We start from the raw sequence: 18,107 nt of genomic DNA on the forward strand, positions 1-18,107 counted from the left end.
CGTTCAGTATGTTTATTACACTCCATTCGGTTAGAGCATAAATAAAATTGAATGTTTTATTTATAATATCAATAAGTTAAATCCGAGCAATTGCAGTTTAAGCAAGCACAATCTCTGCTAATGCTTTAAGCGTTTGCTGTGCGTTATCGATAAAGCCGCCGATAGTAACAGACGATGAACCCGGTTTCATTATCATTATCGAGTTTAGGGAGATAATTTGGTGTAAACGGTGAACTACGCACCAATTGTTAATTCAATTATTATCAAATAAGTTGATACGGAGCGTAAAAGTGAGCTTGATGTGAGCCAAGTCACCCAAAGGCAACTTGGCGCGGCTGGTAAAACACCATAACATTATACAGCAAATGCTAATGTTAACCTTTTGAATTAAAACACCATTCTGTTGCTAGCGCCGCCATGGTGACCTTGTCTTTAAACTCCCCATGACGAAATCCAGCTTGGCGCAAAACGCCCTCCTCGCGATAACCAGCATTGGAGTAGGCCTTAACTGCAGCAGGATTATCGGCAAACGCAGTTAACGTCATACGATGTAATCCAATATCAGCAAAGGCATATTCAGTAATACGCCTCGTAACTAATGAGGCAATCCCTTTACCCCACAGCTCTTTTTCGCCAATCAAGATAAAAAACTCACCACTGCGATTGAGCGTACTCATTGAACTGATACCCGCGTATCCGATCAATTGGTGATTTTCTTGTAGCACAATCCCAAATGTAATGGTGCGGCTATCATCGTTAATCTGGCTTAGCCATTTTTGAACATCAGTGCGTGATTGTGGATAGCGATACCCAGACAAACTGTATTGCGTTATCTCATCATCACAGCCCCAGCGGTAAAAGCTCTCGGTGTCTTCAACATCTAATGCCCTCAGGTAGACCATCCCGGTCTTTAAAATCATCGTGTGTCCTTCTCTTGATCTGTCATACTGTTGATAAAGGGAACTCTTAATAAAGGGGCATACTATTGTATTTGCGCACCAAGCCAGGAGCCGAGTTCCTCAAGTTGGGCTTGATACTCAGGCGCTTGTTCAATCACGGCGGTGATGGCTTGGCGCATACCGTCTACGGTGTATGTCTGTTTGGCCAATGCTGCGCCGAACAGTTCAATCGGTTTGGGATCCAACGCGTCACTGTAGACTTGCGCATGTTCAATAATGCCGTGCGTCACATCCAAATAGAGATCCACCCCACCCCATGCAAACCGCTCACTCAATTGATGAGTAAATTGCGGCGTGCTACCGAAGTTCCACTCCCAGCTACTTTGCTTAGCAAATTTTGTTGCAAAATCTGGCAAGTTGGCTGACGCTTCTGGAGAAATAAATTCGATGTCAATTTCGGTATCATAGTAGTGACGATAAGCTTCTATCATCGCATCACATACCATTTTATGGTCGATTTTCGGCACAATGGTATTGAGGTTAATAACACGCGATTTTACCGAAGTAATGCCTTTGGCTTGCAGTTTTTTAGGATCCGGATTGAGGTAGTCCGCCAAGCGCGACATATCGGTACTCATCAAAATGGTGCCATGATGGAACCCGCGATCAATGGTTTCACGATAGGCCGAACCAGAGAATTTACGAACGCCCTGCTCATCTTCCACAACCAAGTCATTGCGACCCGTTGCTTTGCCATTCACACCGATACTAGCCAGTGCATCTAATACAATTTGGGTGGAAACACTTTTATCGTATTCTGGCTTACCCGCCATAAACGTAAAACAAGTGTTACCAAGGTCATGAAATACAGCACCACCGCCGGTTTGCCGACGCGCCAATTTCACGCCATCGCGCTCCATGATATCGGTTTTACACTCTTTCCAAGGGTTTTGTGCTCGGCCGATAACCACAGTATCGTTGTTTTGCCATAAAAACAGCACGCGCTGATCCGCAGACATAGAACGGAAAATGATGTCCTCCACAGCAAGGTTAAACCAAGGGTCCGTGGACTGGGACAGTAGAATACGCGTTTTTTTCATAGCAAAGCCTGCCTATCTGATTGATTGCTCGATATGTTAAGTGATTTTTAATCGAGAATCACTATGTGTTCGACACGCTCGATTTAAGAAGATAGTCCCCAAAGTTGATGATGCGATACTCAGGCAAAGGTCCATACTTGGTTTCAAGAACAACATAACAACAAAGGCGAACAAAAAAAGGATGCCGAGGCATCCTTTTCGTTACATCACAATGGCTCAATTAAAGAGACAACTTACCAGCGCCTGCTGTCGCTTTTAGATAAGCCGCCAAACCTTCAGTAGAGTACAGTGAGTAAGAGTAAGGAATATTCCAAGATACGTCAGCTGGAATATTGCTACCGCTTAGATCAAGCGTTGTATCATTGAACACTGAACCTGTATCTGTCAGCTCTGAATTGGTTTTGTAGACTTTAGCCACTTTGTATTGTTTGCTGGTTTTCAAGTTATCAATGTTAAATACATTGTATTGTGAATTGATAGAACCTTCATAACCTAGACCGAACGCGTACATGAACGGGTAAGTGTCATCTTTGTAATCGCCTTCAAATAGGTTATTGAATGCATGGATTTTACCGTAACGAACACGTGGCGTACGCTGAGTAGTTTTGCTAAATACGTTATCGGCTAAGGTTACACGTAAATGACCGCTGTCTTCTTTAGAGTTGCTTTTGCTGTGGCCGATAAGCATCGTTTTATTATGGTTTTCAAATAAAGACGCAGAAACCGTGACAAAATCACTGCCATGTTTAATATCAAGCATACCGTCGTGACGAACATATTCATAACCGTCTACTTCTGTGTAATCGGCATCAGTATATGAACCATCATCAAATGTCACATGGTCAACCCAAACATTTTTAGAATATGTGATTGTCATGCTATCCCACTCAGCATTCCAACCATCACCAGATTCAAAATGCGGTGCAACATCCACTGGAGTTTCAATGTGAATATTACGGATAATAACATTATTGACATGAGACATAACTAACGAACCATTAGTAAAGCCTGCATCGCTGGTCACACCAATAATAGTGGTGTTAGAAGGAATTTTAATTTGAGAGCGCGATTTTTGGTCATTAAAACTGCTATAAGCAGTGCCACCACTAATATCAATTGTACCTTGAATTTGAATAATGCGAGCGTCACCCTCATCTTCATCTAGTGCGGCTTCGAATGCGGAAATAGAACTCACAAGATAAATATGCGCGCTATCTGCGTTTGCACCACCAGTGGTACCACCGTTTTGCGTTGCGAAACCGATAGTTGCTTCTGTAAGTGCTTCATTAGTATACAAAGGTCCTGCTTGAGCCGAAACCGCAGCAAACATTGATGTTAACGCACAAGTCACAGCCACACCAAGTGTGCGCTTAGCAAAATGAGAAGAAAAAGTCATACATGATTCCTATAAATGTATCAAAAACAGATTTTGCTTAATTAATAAGCTATCTTATGTTTACGAAAATAAATGGAACACAATCACTCCACATAATTTTCGCTAATGTAAGAATTTGTAAAGTTTAATTCCAGCTGTTTTTAACATTTATTTTTTTATTGTAAAACTCATAAAATTAATAAGTTTACTTTATGGGACCCATGCCACATTTAATCAATGAAAAATATTGAGATAAGAACCTATTTATACTTCTAAGCTCCTATTAATATTTTAACAATTAGATAATATACAGTACCAATATATTTTATTAGATGTTATCCCCACTATACGCAGATGACAGACGGGTTTATACCAGCCTCATTCTACAGGTTACTTCGCAGTTGAATTCACGGGGATACGATTAAGAAAGGTGGTAGCCATCACGCCCGTGATGTTTGACATGATACAGAGCGTCATCAGCCCTTTGAATTACATCACTTAAACTCTTATCGGATGCTTGAACCTTTGCGATACCAATACTAACACCAATAGCAATACATAGATCTCTAATTAAAAATGGATCGGATAGCGCCGCAATAACAGATTCCGCAATATTAATAGCGATATCTTCCGTATTGTCGTAATCCAACAGCAATATCGCAAATTCATCGCCACCGAACCGTGCCACCAAATCGCTACGTTTAACCACGGCGGTAAGGCGCTTTGCGACCTCTTTTAGCACTTCATCTCCAATGATATGCCCATGAGTATCGTTGACCGGTTTAAAACGATCCAGGTCCAGCATCAATAATACGCAACTTCCATGCGAACCACTGGTTGCTGATACCTCAAGTTCACGCGCTAATGCCTCTTCTAACACCTGATTGAATAACATACGGTTTGCCAACCCGGTAAGCGGATCGTGCCGAGCAGCAAACGCGATTTTCTCTGCAGCTTTCTCGCGCTCAGTGATGTCTTCCACCGTCGTCACCCAACCACCATCAGGAAGAGGGGTATATAGTACGGCGACTATCCGACCATGTACTAAAGAGTATTTAATTGCCATCGAATCGCCACGTGCGAAGTGAGATTGCATTTCGCGAAAGATACACTCTGGGCTTAATTCGAAGTCACTACGAACAACCAATTCACTTAAAAGCTGCAAAAAAGGCGTACCATAGACCATTTGCTTCTCATTACGATTGAGAATATCTCGATATTGGGAGTTGGAATATTTTAAATGCGTATGTTCATCAAAAACCGCCACGCCTTGGCGCATATTAGCAATAATGGTATACAACTCATCTGATTTTTCCCGTGCCGTGGATTCACTCTCACGTAAACGCAGTTCTTGCTCACGGCGCGATGTAATGTCTTGACAACCGCCGATGAGCCTCTTCAACTTCCCATTTTCAAATACAGCCTGTCCTGTTGCTTTTACCCAGATGGACTTACCTTTTGCGGTAATCAAAGGAAGCTCAAAGTCCCAAATCCCGGTAGAGTTAAGACCATCCTGAACAGCTTTTTCTATCAGCGGCCTGGCCGTGGGTGCGTAAAAATTTATCGCCTCTTCTAACGTTGGCACATAATCGTCCGATACTTGATGAATCTCACGGGTTTTTTCTGTCCAATAAAGCTCATCGGACTCCACATCCAATTCCCACCCCCCTACTCCAGAAACTTTAGCAACTTCTTCAAGCAGTTGGCCCTTGCGCAGAGCCATGTTCTGTGCGTTTTGTGCGATCTGACTCGCGATATCTGCCTTAATTGCGTTTAATTGCGATCGAAGTAATCCTTCTACCGCTCGAGCAATGCGTTGTAAACGCAATCTATCACGCTCGCTAAATTGCTGTGGCTGTGTAGAAAATAAACTTAATACACCGATAGGAATGTCATCTTGTAGAAAGAGAGGTAAGCCAGCGCAAAAGCGTAATTCACATTGGCTATTTAAGTAGGGATTATCGGAAAACTCGGGACACACATGGCTATCTTGCACCACAAATAGCTCGTTACGCTCTATGATCATTTGATGGAATGAACCTTCATCCACCTCAATGCTTGAAAGTGATGTGCCAACCGCAGAGATAAATTGCTGCTTTCCACCATCAAAGAGAGCAGCTAATGCAATGTCAGCTTGAAAGATATCCGCAACTAAGGTTACCAACTCATCAAGTTCAGGGAGTTGTCCTACCGTCATACGCAGCAAAACTTGCAACGACTCTTGCTGCAAGTCATGTTCTTCAATCGATTCTGCTTTGAGCCTTGTTACCATACCCCTTCCCACGGTTATCTTTACCGAGTTCACACCTTAATGAGTGCGTAGGCCGATAAAGGAACTTACTGAATATAACTATAGGAGAATATGCGTAAAATAGAGGTTTTTACTCCACTAACGGGTTGATCTTCGACATCAATATGTGATCTTGCCATTGACCAGCAATTTTTAAATATCGCTTGGCGTATCCTTCTCGTTCAAAACCCAGCTTCTCGAGAACACGTTCACTGCCCTTATTGTCTGGAATATAGTTAGCCATGATGCGGTGCAATTTTTGTTCAGTGAACAAATAATCAATCGTCGCTTCAAGTATCTCCGTCATATAACCTTGCCCTTCAAACGGTTTGGAAATGCAATAACCAAGAAAACAGGCTTGAAAAGCTCCGCGCGCCACATTGGTAAAATTGGCGACACCAATCACTTGATCACGCTCTGCAGTCAAAGCAACAAAATGAAACCCAATACTTTGCTCAAAATGGGTTTGGTTGCCAGCAACCGCATTGTGCCAATACTCTTTTGTGTAGTATTCCGACGCACGAATCGGTTCCCATGGCGCAAGATGTTCACGGTTTTGTTGATAGAAATTGAGTAATAAATGACTCTCCTCAGGATTGAGTATTTCAATCCGAGTCCTTGCCGTGGTAAGCAACATGATCTCTTCCTATATCAATAAAACTTGGATAAAAAAACGGCCCAAAGGCCGTTTATTTATCCAATCTAATAAAATGCAAACCCCAAAAGGTTTTGTTTAATGCGTATCCGTTTCCCCATAAGGAAATTTCTTATGACCAAAACGAATCACTAAAATCGACAAAGCGATAATAAAGATGGCGCCAGCAATCCCCAACATATTCATGGTGTCGAGATTTTTCATGTCTAACGTTAGGTAACGTGCCAAGGCAACAATGACGATATAAAGCGGCATCCTAACGGGTAAACGCCCCGATTTAAGATACAACCCGACCATAGCGAGAACTTCAAGATAAATGAATAGCAGTAACAAATCGCCTAGGCTGACGGTCATAGCACGATAAATCGCACCCACTTCTACCCCCATCGCAACAATGGTTAACGCCGCGATGAGAAGTAACCCTAGATCTTCAATAACAGTTAGGTATTGATAACCTAACTTTCTGATTTTATTCAACTATGTTCTCCAAAACTATTTTATGCCAATACATTTTGCGCTAAAAATGAATCTAAGGCCATACGATCAGATTCAATATCAGCATGATGCTCACAAAGGTCATGCCAAAAAACTTCCTCGGCCTCATGAGCTTCTATCGTACCTTGCCATGCATCAATGACATAGTAATGGATTTTTTGCCATTCAGTTGTTTTATGTAAATGAGTACACAAATACCGATATTTAGTTGGCACAACGGCAAGTTCTTCTTCCATCTCGCGCAACAAAGTATCCTGCTGATTTTCACCCACTTCCATATGTCCACCTGGAATAGTCACCAAACCAGGATCATGTTCTTTACTCATGGAACGTCGCTCAAGCAGAATTTTGCCGTTTTTAATTAGCATAAATGAGACACATTGATGCTCAGCCATGATTGGATTCCTTTCATGAGTTATATGAATCAATAACATAATGCGATTACTAAAGTTAGGCAAAGCTATTTTGTCAATTCCATGTAAACCTTGCAGTTAGAAGTATTGCGACGTCTCTCTTTGGGAAATGTCTCTTAAATGTCGTAACTGTTATTGAGTACTTTCATAATGTAATGTTAACTCGAACAGTACAAAAATTGGACGCCAGCTAAAACAAGACTAAACTTGCTAAAAATAATTTTAATAATTCTTACGTCATTGGATTGAGGACTTTATAAGATTTTGTAAACGGACCAGGAGGCTCGATGATCCAATTACACTCAATCAAAACTAAAGTGACGTTAGGTTTTGTTACTTGCGTTCTCTGTTTTAGTATCGCTTCTGCCTGCGCTCTTGTCGCATTGAATCATTCATCTGTCGCTTTTAAACACATATTAGCTGAATCAAAAATGTTCAGCGAAGTGAGCGAAATTCAAGCACTGTTTTTGAAAACTCGGTTAGCAGCTACCGACTACTTTTACACTCACGATGATTCGTTTCTCGCCGAACTTTCAACTAAAAAAGAGAACCTATACTCCATTTTCAATCAGTTAAACAAGCATGAGGAGCTTGCACTAAACCCGCAGCTCGAAAAGCAAGCTGCAACCATCCAACAAGACATGAACGAGTATTTCTCAACATTTGATCAGGTAGTAAGGCAATCGCATCAATACGAAGCCTTAGTGGATAGTCAATTTTTACCCGAATTTAAAGCGACCAAAAATGCGCTAAATCTTTTGCTTGAGCAGGCTAGAGAAACGCACAACACTGAACTGGAGTACAACTTGGCCAAATTGGTTGAAGGTATTTTAGAACTCGAAATCAACGCATTAAACAGTTTAAGCACAACGCACTCAGATGCTGCTATTTATGATAAATTACTTGAGCAACACATAGCGCCGCTTGAAGCCACCGTTACCCAACTTCTTACCAGCAGTAACGAACGTAACACCTTTACTCGTTATTTGAAGCATAAATCCCTATTTAGCAACAGTTACCATCTATTAGTGGATTACAAACACGAATTGGAGAATCACAAGCAGCAACTCTTGTCAGTTGGAAGCCATACATCCAAGGACTTAGTCACGATTAAACAAAATCTACTCGCGCAGCAACGCCAAGAAGCCAGCGTAATGGCAGATGAAAAAATCCTCTTTCAAACCATTATTGAAGTGGCCACCATTTTCGCATTCATCGTCGCCGCTCTATGCACCTTTTTTATTAGTCGCTTAATTGCTCAAGGAATGCACAAGCTTTCCCATGTAATTCGGCTGTTAGCTCAAGGCGACCTGACTTACCGCACTCCTGTAAAAGCCTCACAAAAGGATGAGTTTAGTGTTTTACTGCAGCACCTTAATATCTCGTTTGATTCGCTAAATGATGTGTTAAGCGAGGTGACTACCGCTTCTGGTAGCGTTAATCACATGTCTCATAACTTATCTAATGTTGCTAGTACTGTAGACAAATCATCACAAGAACTGCGTAGCGAAATGGACCAAGTTGCATCCGCATTACATCAGGTGGCATTGTCTTCGGAGGAAATCGCCAACAGCGCGCAAGACTCTAATCAGTTCACGGTAAATGCAAGCAAAATCACCACAAAAACGATTAATTCTGTGCAGTTAGTGCTCGACGACATCGCAGACATAACCAGCGATATCGAACAGAGCACGCAGGTAATTTCCCAATTAGTGTCACAATCGGATAATATCGGCAATATCATTGTCACCATTCGTGCCATTGCTGAACAAACCAACATGTTAGCACTTAATGCGGCTATTGAATCCGCTCGTGCAGGGGAACAAGGACGCGGCTTTGCGGTGGTCGCAGATGAAGTTCGTACATTGGCCCATCGTACCCAAAGTTCAACAGAAGATATTGAGAAACTGATAGAGCAATTACAAGAAGGGGTACAAAAAGCGACTGAATCCATAAATCATTGTCGCGATAAAACTATCCAAGCTTCAGGACGTGCAGAGTCCATTTCTGGCACTGTGCGTAGTATGCACGTCACGATTGAAGAGCTTCAGGACATAAATAACCAAGTAGTCGTAGCCGTTGAAGAGCAAAGCGTTACGACCACAGACATCAGTCGCAACATGGACAGTGCTAATGAGATAGTGGTTGAAACAACACAAAACATCACCGAACTTGCCAAAACCAGCAATCACTTATCGCAGCTCTCCTCAGGGCTCATGGCACGAGTTCGCCAGTTCAAATTAGTTAAAGGTGATGACGCAGCTAACCAAAACAGAGCAGCTTAAACCGTTTAGCTTTCATTTTAAGGCGATGATTTACATCGCCTTTATTTCAAAATCACACAATAATCAGAATAATGTCAGAAAATTAACCACTTTACGTCAAGATGCATTAACTGGAATAAGATCACACTAACCCGCACCAATCTGGAACGCAATAAAATCAATTTAATTAATTGATATATAAGTGTTATTTATCAACCCTCGCCCCAAAATAGTAACCTTGCCTCCTAATCGAACAGCATTCATTAAACTTAATTTGCATTTTTACTGGCTATTTTTCTTTTTTACTCAGCGCTAAGGTAATTATCAGTAACGCAGCATAAGAGCGAATACAGCATCTAGAGGTTACTTGGGTATAACAAGTTATCAATAACAAACAATAATCGAGGTTTACAATGAAAGTTATAATTGAATACGATGAATCTGGCCTATACCGTGACAACGCTTGGGAAACGCCAACCGTACGTTCAAAGGGCCAAAGCCAAGCTGTTACGCCAGCGCAAGCCGCTCAACTGATCAAAAATAACCAAGCACATTTATTGAAAAATGAACTTGGTGAAGTTCAATTTAGCCATTAATGCCCTTCGCTCATACAGAGTGTTTTATGGTGGGGAGAACTCCCCAACCATTTTCATTGCGTTTTTCACCCCTGGCAAAAGGTCATAATAGAGCGTGTACTCACAAGCTTATCGGCCCTTATTATGATGCTATCTAGTTACCCCTGCCCCATTCTGTGAACACAACAAAAGCTTGGGTTTGCGCTCAGACAAAGACAACTCACTGTTCATTTGCCACTTTATCGAATCAGCTCAAAGCACGAGCGAAGCAATTTAAGCTAAAATCTGCATAAATGCTGAAAAAAACGCAACTGGACCAAAGTTACTCAATGTTTATTGACTTATCGAGCAATCTTTCTAGGATGCGCATTTGATTTTCGACTTTCTCTACAGGATGGCTTCCATGTCTGATACCAACCAAAATGAAACTCCAGTCGTTGACCTAGACTCTCTGTCTGCAGAACTACGTCAAGTTATCGAGTTTGAAGAAGTACCACAAGAAATGCACTTCATGATCCAATCTATTCACGAAGTATCTGAAGAGGCCGTGCGTGAATCTTGGGATTCTCTACCAGGCAGTGCGCAAAATATTCTCGACAATTTTGAACAGTTCCATGCTCTTATTTCTGTAAGCCAAGCATTTGCTGGTATCAGTGTGATGGAAGAGTTCCCAACACTCGATCTACCAAAAGACATGAGCGAAGAAGACAAAGAAAACTACCGCGCTCAAATGCTTGATGATGTGCTGTTCAACTGCGTAAAAGATATGCTGAAACAACTGAAAAAAGCACGTCGCGACCCGATTTTAAAACGTGACTTTCGTGAAGTGTTTTCAAAGTAAGCAACTAACGCTTTAGCTAACCACCGAGATTAAACCAACCTGCCAATTGGCAGGTTTTTTTGTATTCTCAGCAACCATGCCTGGGGCCGTTCTCCTTCACTTATCACATCTTTGTCATCTCCTACTGGCAAACTTATTTTGTTCACTTGATAACTTTTTTGTTACAAAAACAAAAAAAACGGTGGATATATCACCAAAAAACGCGTTTAATAGTTTCGTACGAACATTAAAGACCAATAACGAACATAAAAGGCCTACAAATGAAACATACACTACGCTCAACAACGGATGACACACTTCTGGATTTGATAGTGGTTGGTGGTGGGATCAACGGCGCAGGAATTGCTGCCGATGCTGCCAGCCGCGGCATGCAAGTAGGACTCTATGAAGCGCGTGATTTCGCAGGGGCAACCTCCTCTGCGAGCTCAAAACTGATTCATGGCGGCTTGCGCTATTTAGAACATTACGAATTTCGTTTGGTTGGCGAAGCGCTGGCTGAACGTGAAGTGCTACTGAAAAAAGCACCTCATATTGTGAAACCAATGCGTTTTCGTCTTCCCCATCAACCTTATTTACGCCCCGCCTGGATGATTCGTACCGGGTTATTCCTTTACGACCACCTTGGAGGGAAACGTACCTCTTTAGATAAAAGCCATAAAGTACGATTAAACGCGGGACACACCACTACTGAAGATTTAAAGGTGGGTTTTGAGTATTCAGATTGTTGGGTTGACGATGCGCGTATGGTGATCCTCAATGCCATGCAAGCAGAAGAAGCTGGCGCCGAAGTACGCAACTACTGCCTCGTTGAAAAAGCACAGCGCAACGATAATCACTGGGTCGTCACTCTCTTTGATGAACGGACTCAAACGCGCTTTACCCGCAAAAGTAAAGCATTAGTGAACGCAACCGGTCCTTGGGTAAAACACTTTCTTACCGAAAATATCGAGCTAAACTCACCTTATGGTATCCGGTTGATTCAGGGCTCTCATATCGTCGTACCAAAAATTCACGGCGAAGAGCAAGCATACATCTTACAAAATGAAGATAAACGTATTGTGTTTGTCATTCCTTATATGGACAAATACTCTCTCATTGGCACCACCGATGTAGAGTACCATGGCGATCCTCGCGCAGTTGCCATTTCAGATAAAGAACGTGAGTATCTGATCAAAGTTGTGAATCAGCATTTTGAACACAAGATTTCAACTGATGATATTGTGTTTGAATACAGTGGCGTACGCCCACTGTGTGATGATGAGTCAGATTCACCGCAAGCGATTACCCGCGACTACACTCTGACTTTAGATGGCACCCCAAGTAAAGCGCCTGTGGTGTCCGTGTTTGGCGGTAAATTAACAACGTATCGTAAATTGGCTGAATCGGCACTACACCATTTACAACCATTTTTCCCAGGGTTACCTGAAGGAAACACAGATACATCGTTACTGCCCGGCGCAGAGAGTTACGATTTAACCCATTGGCAGGCGGAGTTACAACGTCACCTACCAACATTAAGCACATCTCTGATCAAACGCTGGTTAACGAGCTACGGATCTCGAGTTGTCACTGTGATGCTGCGTGACGTTGATAATGTGGGTGACTTAGGAGAAGAGTTGGCGCCTGAATTCTACGCCAAAGAACTGGACTATTTATTGGAATATGAGTACATCTACCAACTTGACGATGTGATTTGGCGTCGCAGTAAATTGGGTATTGGCATGAGTGACGGTGATAAGGCTCGTATTCAAGCTTACATCGAACAAAAGATCGCACAGCAAACAGTCCAAGAACCTGAGCTAGTGGATTAATTAACGGTAGTAAATCGTTTTTCAATAACAGACTCGTGGGGTGAATCCATCACCCCACTACTCAGTAATAAACTGATCATCTTGCGGTGCATTTTCCCAAGCGTAATCCATCTGGATCGCCGTCTCTTCGGCTAAAGTTCGTGTCGTCAACTCGCTAACAAGCCACAAACTCATATCAATCCCAGCGGATATTCCAGCCGATGTCACCACATAGCCATCATGAACCCAACGTACATTGGGCACAACAGTCAGTTCCTCAAAGGTTTCCTGTAAAGCGGGAATGTCTTCCCAATGGGTAGTGACTTTTTTACCAGCCAATAAACCTGCTCGAGCCAGCAAAAATGCACCAGTACATACGGATGTAACCCAGGTAGCTTGCTGCTCTGCTACCGACTTAATCCAATCAATAACGGGAGCCTTATCCATCTCGTCATGATGAATACCGCCCACAACCACCAAGAGGTCAATGGGAGGGTGATCAGTAAATGAATACATTGGAACATGCTTAAAACCACCCCGAGCGGAAATAGGTTCGTGGGTTTGGCCTACCGTAAATACATTCCAATGATCAGCCCCTAATCGTTTTGCCGTTGAAAATACTTCAAAAGGACCGGAAAAATCCAACACTTCTGAATTCTCATAGACATAAATACCGATATTCATAGGACTCTCCTTGTCGCATGGTAGGATTATTTGTTTTGCGCAGTTAAAGCATTATTTTGCGGCGTTAACACATCTTCACAATGTGCTTTAGCAAGCTCAACAGACTGTCGATGTTTCACTTCATCCCAAGGCTGACCTTGCTCAATAGCGGTTACACGCTCTTGATACTTTTGACATGCACGGTGCAATACGCGTTGGGGATCAATCCCTTGCTCTTTAGCCAGAGCTTGCAATACGTTGACATAGTCCCACAGAACATCAGCTAACTCATCTTCAAGATATACGCGGCGATGTTTGTTTAACTCTGAGCGAACCTCTGCTAGCTCGTTTTCAATTCCAGTTAGGTAGGTTTCTGGACCTTGGTACCAATCACTGTCAGCATCGATGGCCGATTTACGTGCAGCGATCTTCAATAAGGTGTCAAACTCGTTCATAAGCTCATAATATCAAGTAAATTTGATACACTATTCTACCACTCCCAAACGATGAATGGGAGTTAGATCACAGTAGTATGATATAAATCAGTTTAGATATTACCAGAGATGCTTATTGTTTCTTCGACAACAGCTCACCCACGTCGGGTTTTCTCCCCCAGAGTCCACCTTACTTTTCCAGTAATAACCGAAAATCAGAGACATGCGCTGTTGCATTTTCAAAGCAGTGACGCTGATTGAATTTGTGCGCAATAGCCACCACGTCACAGTTTGCAGCAAGACCCGCTTTTAAGCCCGCCTCTGAATCTTCAAAAATAACCGCTTGATCCGCTTTCACCCCTAAACGCTCTAACGCCAGTAAATACGCCTGAGGATGCGGTTTATGTTTGATAACATCTTCTCGCCCAATAATCACCTGAAACTGCGCAGTTAAATTAAGCTGCTGTAAAATCTTATCCACCATCCAGTTTGCTGCAGAGCTTACTACGGCGCAGGCTAAACCACGTTGATTCAACCGCTCTATATAGTCGCGAGCGCCAATATTCAAAGAAAGCTCATCTTCAAGTAATCGCTCATAATGGCGACGAAAATGCGCATTAAATTCACTGAACTCAGGCGTGATATTGGCGTGGTCAAAAAAGTGTTGCGTGACGGTCGCCCAATCTTCGCCCATAACCTGTTGATAGATGTGATAGTCAACATCTGCATCATATTCTTTGCACGCAAGCGCTAAAGCTTGACCTTTAAGAGGCTCTGAATTGACTAGAGTTCCATCCATATCAAATAGATAGGCTTGATATTCCTTCACTTGAATTTCCTTTATATCGTACAAATGTGGCAACTTAATCTAAATTGACCACCAGTGTAAAGTCATATACCCAAATGACCTCAAGATGCAGACTTCAGAGCTTCATCAACGAGCACAGGTCAAGCTCAATGACGGAAGGAATGGTCACTCCCTTTCAACGTCATTGGGCGCAGAAATGGGCTTGTTGATGAGCTCCCAAGGGGCGAGTTGTATTCGCTCCTATGCTGCGTTACCGATTTTCTACGTAGAATAACTAGGTATTCAAATCGGTGCCTTGCCTATGAGCGAATACATTCTCGCTGAAACCGCATCTTGAGGTTACTTGGGTATATACACAATTATGCTTCAATTCTGATAATCAGGCGGATACTCACTATGATACGCACCTAACAAACAGCGCTAACTGCCAATAGTCTAGCAACTGTTATGTGCGGTGATTCTGCCACAGTTTTACATGGTGAAATGTACGATGACAAAATAAAAAGAGCTACCGAAGTAGCTCTTATAACAGTAAGTTAATTTTTCACCAGCGCTTTTTCACGCGCCTCGCAAAGTATTTTTGTCGATATATTGTAGTTGTATTGCCGTACAATCTTCTGCGCATAAAAGAGCTGAGGTAGTTCAACGAGCAATAATACGCCGACTAAGAACCATCCAGAGGTAATCCCAAGGGCAAGAGTGATGATCGCCAATAACAAACAACACACCTCACCGGCGAATAAACCATATTGACGTAAATAGAAATGGTGAATTCCTCCAAGGAAAAACCAATTAAGCGCAGCATAGGTATCGGGGTCTTTCACACGCTGAGACTGCTCATCGAAGAAATATCTCCGGCGAGCCTCATCTAGTGCTTGAACCTGATAACGTAATGAATTTTCTTTATTTTCTAGTTGTATAGTGGATTCAAAAATATTCATCATGGCACCTCATCGTAGATTTTTTCGACGAGATCAGGATGGGTACAGCGACGTATTCGAGACAACCCTAAACGCCAACCTTTGATCGCGCCGTATTTTACGATGCATTGACGCGTATACTCTGAACAACTGGGTTCAAAGTTACACTCCGTGTTAAACCATCGCTTTGAACCGCCTGTTTTCTGATAGTAGCGGATAAGCGACAGTGAAAACCATTTCACATTATCGACCTAACGTCAGAATGATTGCTTCTCGTTGCCAAAAAAGCATAAAACGCTTTTTCTCAATCACCTGAAAGACGACTTCCCAACCATCTTGAGCATAGCGGTTAAGTTCCGCTTCCAAACGCTGAACAGGTAGACCACTCGCACCAAGTAAAATAGTACCGCAACCACCTTCTACAATTGTTACAACTTTATATTCTTTAAATGTTGCCATGTTTAAACCAGCCTATTGATATTAACTAACGTTGTTATGAATTATGTTATCACATTGAATGTTCGATGTATTTATTCAACGTTCTGATGTTACTGGCTGGCTGATTTATGTTCAATTATTAGTCTGTTATCTTTATTCCAATTTTTGCATCAGATTCTACACATTGAGATTATCTGAGTGATTAAACGTCATCATTGTCACTTCATTTCGCGGATACCAATCAAGTTTAGCGTAAAAATTTTGTGCTGCATGGTTGTCATTTAACACAAATAGATGTGTTTTCATGATACCGATTTCAGCCAGCGCAGCGACATGTGTTCGGTTGCACGCCAAAGTGTGATGACATCTTCGTAGTCTTGTATCTCCATTACACGGTAGTTAATCACTGCAGTTTTCCTTACTTTAGATAAAACAATAAATTGGCATCATAGTTACCACGCCAACTCAAGCGTAACTCAACTTCATAACGTGCTGTGGCCCAGCTGCTCCTCCGAGATAAAGCTCGCCAGTATCAATAAACCCACCCGCTAAGTAACTTTGTCTTGCAAACGGATTACGACAGTTGACCGTTAAGTAAATGTTCCCGCGGTGGGAATAATAACTTTTTAAATAGGTACCAAACTGCACCATCGTGGCTCTAGCGTAGCCCTGTCCTTGATAACGTTGATCGATAAAAAAGCCACGCAAGCCGATCGCATTATCCAGCGCAAAGTCATATTTGATTCCGTAGAAGGTATCGATGAGAAAAAAGCCGATCACTTGATCGTTAACGCAGATAACATGTGGATGAACATCCATTGAGACACAGGCAAGGAGGCCTTCCATCGTACCTACGTATTGCTGCTGTTCTTCGCTAACAGCCAGTTCACATAACTGCGCATAATGCGCTTTTGCTAGGGGTTGGATGGTTAGATTCATGCCACTCACCATTTCATTATGAAATTGAATAGAAACATGAACCTAACATGGATTTTAACGTATGAAAACAGTTACCCAATTGAACACGATATGCTGTAGTGTATTAATTGTGTTTCGATTCAAATTGCATAAATTGGTACAACTTAGGGCTACCAGATACAATAGCATCCGCTTTGGCTAACTGAATTGGTACTCCAAAACTGCTCATTGCACTCAATGTTTGATTATGGTGCTGACGAATATTCGCCCCTAATGCATGGGGTTTATCGTGGGTCGTGTGAGCATCAGACGCCAATAAAATGGGGTATCCTAACCCTGCAGCACGGCGTGTTGTCGTATCCACACAAAAATCTGTTGCGTAACCACAAATGATCAAACGATCGACACCCTGCTCTTGTAAAAGCTCTTGCAAATTGGTGCCAAGGAAAGAATCTGGTGTGGTTTTACGTACAAATAAATCATCCGTTTGTGGCTGCAAGGCTTCATACAGTTGCCATTGCGGTGTATCAACTTCCAGCTCTTGCTCTTCATGCTGAATATAAATGACAGGGTAACTTGACTCTCTTGCCCAATTACAGAGTTGATTGATGTATTCGACCACCTCAAGCGCTTTGTACGGCTTAGGGGTTGTATCAAATAAGGCTTGTTGTACATCAATGACCAATAAGGCTATTTTCATTATTTTTCCTTCTACACCATCAACAAAAAAAGGTAACAGCCCAATATTCGTCATTTATCCACAAAAAATATGTGGATAGAGGTATCCAGCTTGCTACATACTCGCTACAATACCCCTACAAAAATTACGATATTAGTCAGTCACCTTCATGAATAAAAAACCTGATCGCATCACCGCTATGCGTCAAATAATCGAAGCGGTAAAAGCGGAATTCCCTCTTTATCAAGCAGACACCTTTGTCTGTGGTCCTGATAATGAATGTATAGGTTGCCCTAAAAAACTGATGGAATTAGTAGACACAGAGCTCACTTATTGGGAGTACGCGATTAATCGCGGTATTTCGCCAACATTTGATGAGCTCAACCGTTTTGGCAAAATGTGCAAAAACGTTCGTCGAGGCTTAGTCAGAAATAAACGAATCCCCAACCAAGCCATTCCTATTATTACAGCATGATAATCGGTAAATATTACTATTACCTACAACATCTCACTTATTTTATGATAAAAAATGCAATTTTTAACGATTAAA

General features: G+C 42.1%; 21 protein-coding genes and 1 pseudogene. 6 read left to right on the forward strand and 16 right to left on the reverse strand.

The window, feature by feature from the left end:
- Positions 1-374 precede the first annotated feature (374 nt).
- From JCM16456_RS19990 to JCM16456_RS20020, 7 genes are all read right to left on the reverse strand, one after another.
- Complete coding sequence (locus JCM16456_RS19990) at positions 375-920, reverse strand: GNAT family N-acetyltransferase (RefSeq protein ID WP_068717799.1); 546 nt, start codon at positions 918-920, stop codon at positions 375-377.
- Positions 921-982: 62 nt separating this feature from the next.
- Positions 983-1,999, reverse strand: a complete 1,017-nt coding sequence (locus tag JCM16456_RS19995; RefSeq protein ID WP_068717801.1) for a lipoate--protein ligase — start codon at positions 1,997-1,999, stop codon at positions 983-985.
- A gap of 220 nt (positions 2,000-2,219) precedes the next feature.
- Positions 2,220-3,395, reverse strand: coding sequence for a pectate lyase family protein (locus tag JCM16456_RS20000; protein ID WP_068717803.1), 1,176 nt, complete (start codon positions 3,393-3,395; stop codon positions 2,220-2,222).
- Positions 3,396-3,795: 400 nt separating this feature from the next.
- On the reverse strand, positions 3,796-5,646 hold the full coding sequence (locus tag JCM16456_RS20005; RefSeq protein WP_068717805.1) for a sensor domain-containing diguanylate cyclase: 1,851 nt from the start codon (positions 5,644-5,646) through the stop codon (positions 3,796-3,798).
- 109 nt (positions 5,647-5,755) lie between these two features.
- Positions 5,756-6,301 (reverse strand): ribosomal protein S5-alanine N-acetyltransferase, encoded by a 546-nt coding sequence (gene rimJ / locus JCM16456_RS20010; RefSeq protein ID WP_156430606.1) that lies wholly within the window; start codon positions 6,299-6,301, stop codon positions 5,756-5,758.
- Positions 6,302-6,397: 96 nt separating this feature from the next.
- Positions 6,398-6,796: a phosphate-starvation-inducible protein PsiE gene (locus JCM16456_RS20015; RefSeq protein ID WP_068717809.1), complete on the reverse strand. Its 399-nt coding sequence runs from the start codon at positions 6,794-6,796 to the stop codon at positions 6,398-6,400.
- 20 nt (positions 6,797-6,816) lie between these two features.
- The gene (locus tag JCM16456_RS20020; protein ID WP_068717811.1) at positions 6,817-7,209 is read right to left on the reverse strand and encodes an NUDIX hydrolase; all 393 of its coding nucleotides are present in this window, start codon (positions 7,207-7,209) and stop codon (positions 6,817-6,819) included.
- 305 nt (positions 7,210-7,514) lie between these two features.
- Between JCM16456_RS20020 and JCM16456_RS20025 the strand changes: the two genes are divergently transcribed.
- The 4 genes from JCM16456_RS20025 (at position 7,515) to glpD (ending at position 12,718) form a co-directional block, all read left to right on the forward strand.
- Positions 7,515-9,512, forward strand: a complete 1,998-nt coding sequence (locus JCM16456_RS20025) for a methyl-accepting chemotaxis protein (RefSeq protein ID WP_068717813.1) — start codon at positions 7,515-7,517, stop codon at positions 9,510-9,512.
- Positions 9,513-9,904: 392 nt separating this feature from the next.
- Positions 9,905-10,087 carry a hypothetical protein gene (locus JCM16456_RS20030; protein WP_068717815.1) on the forward strand — a complete coding sequence of 61 codons (183 nt, stop codon included), beginning with the start codon at positions 9,905-9,907 and terminating at the stop codon, positions 10,085-10,087.
- A gap of 382 nt (positions 10,088-10,469) precedes the next feature.
- Entirely contained in the window at positions 10,470-10,907 is a 438-nt protein-coding gene (locus JCM16456_RS20035; protein WP_068717817.1) for a DUF3069 domain-containing protein, read from the forward strand.
- A 260-nt stretch (positions 10,908-11,167) separates the two neighbouring features.
- Positions 11,168-12,718 (forward strand): glycerol-3-phosphate dehydrogenase, encoded by a 1,551-nt coding sequence (glpD, locus tag JCM16456_RS20040; protein WP_068717819.1) that lies wholly within the window; start codon positions 11,168-11,170, stop codon positions 12,716-12,718.
- Between the two features lie 57 nt (positions 12,719-12,775).
- On the opposite strand, the gene JCM16456_RS20045 is transcribed toward glpD, so the two are convergent.
- From JCM16456_RS20045 to JCM16456_RS20055, 3 genes are all read right to left on the reverse strand, one after another.
- Positions 12,776-13,381, reverse strand: a complete 606-nt coding sequence (locus JCM16456_RS20045; protein ID WP_068717821.1) for a DJ-1/PfpI family protein — start codon at positions 13,379-13,381, stop codon at positions 12,776-12,778.
- A 26-nt stretch (positions 13,382-13,407) separates the two neighbouring features.
- Positions 13,408-13,815, reverse strand: a complete 408-nt coding sequence (locus JCM16456_RS20050; RefSeq protein WP_068717823.1) for a MazG nucleotide pyrophosphohydrolase domain-containing protein — start codon at positions 13,813-13,815, stop codon at positions 13,408-13,410.
- Positions 13,816-13,984: 169 nt separating this feature from the next.
- Entirely contained in the window at positions 13,985-14,623 is a 639-nt protein-coding gene (locus tag JCM16456_RS20055; RefSeq protein ID WP_068717825.1) for an HAD family hydrolase, read from the reverse strand.
- Between the two features lie 85 nt (positions 14,624-14,708).
- Here JCM16456_RS20055 and JCM16456_RS23875 point away from each other — a divergent pair, with 85 nt between their 5' ends.
- Positions 14,709-14,876, forward strand: coding sequence for a hypothetical protein (locus tag JCM16456_RS23875; RefSeq protein WP_156430422.1), 168 nt, complete (start codon positions 14,709-14,711; stop codon positions 14,874-14,876).
- Positions 14,877-15,138: 262 nt separating this feature from the next.
- Here the strand turns inward: JCM16456_RS23875 and JCM16456_RS20060 are convergent, their stop codons facing one another.
- The 6 genes and pseudogenes from JCM16456_RS20060 to JCM16456_RS20075 form a co-directional block, all read right to left on the reverse strand.
- Entirely contained in the window at positions 15,139-15,546 is a 408-nt protein-coding gene (locus JCM16456_RS20060) for a TM2 domain-containing protein (protein WP_225251685.1), read from the reverse strand.
- Positions 15,543-15,764: a membrane protein insertion efficiency factor YidD gene (gene yidD, locus JCM16456_RS23450; protein WP_082712395.1), complete on the reverse strand. Its 222-nt coding sequence runs from the start codon at positions 15,762-15,764 to the stop codon at positions 15,543-15,545. Before yidD ends, JCM16456_RS20060 begins: the two co-directional genes overlap by 4 nt.
- Before the next feature lies 1 nt (position 15,765).
- The gene (locus JCM16456_RS20065; protein WP_068717829.1) at positions 15,766-15,981 is read right to left on the reverse strand and encodes a DUF4177 domain-containing protein; all 216 of its coding nucleotides are present in this window, start codon (positions 15,979-15,981) and stop codon (positions 15,766-15,768) included.
- 156 nt (positions 15,982-16,137) lie between these two features.
- Positions 16,138-16,287, reverse strand: a pseudogene (locus JCM16456_RS23880) (GNAT family N-acetyltransferase); the annotation flags it as partial.
- 138 nt (positions 16,288-16,425) lie between these two features.
- Entirely contained in the window at positions 16,426-16,899 is a 474-nt protein-coding gene (locus JCM16456_RS20070) for a GNAT family N-acetyltransferase (protein ID WP_068717831.1), read from the reverse strand.
- Positions 16,900-17,002: 103 nt separating this feature from the next.
- Positions 17,003-17,578, reverse strand: a complete 576-nt coding sequence (locus JCM16456_RS20075) for a cysteine hydrolase family protein (protein ID WP_068717833.1) — start codon at positions 17,576-17,578, stop codon at positions 17,003-17,005.
- 148 nt (positions 17,579-17,726) lie between these two features.
- On the opposite strand from JCM16456_RS20075, the gene JCM16456_RS20080 reads away from it, so the two are divergent.
- Positions 17,727-18,032: a hypothetical protein gene (locus tag JCM16456_RS20080; RefSeq protein ID WP_068717835.1), complete on the forward strand. Its 306-nt coding sequence runs from the start codon at positions 17,727-17,729 to the stop codon at positions 18,030-18,032.
- The last annotated feature ends 75 nt before the right edge of the window (positions 18,033-18,107 follow it).

The organism is Vibrio tritonius (assembly GCF_001547935.1).
In the GTDB taxonomy this organism is placed as follows: Bacteria; Pseudomonadota; Gammaproteobacteria; order Enterobacterales; family Vibrionaceae; genus Vibrio; species Vibrio tritonius.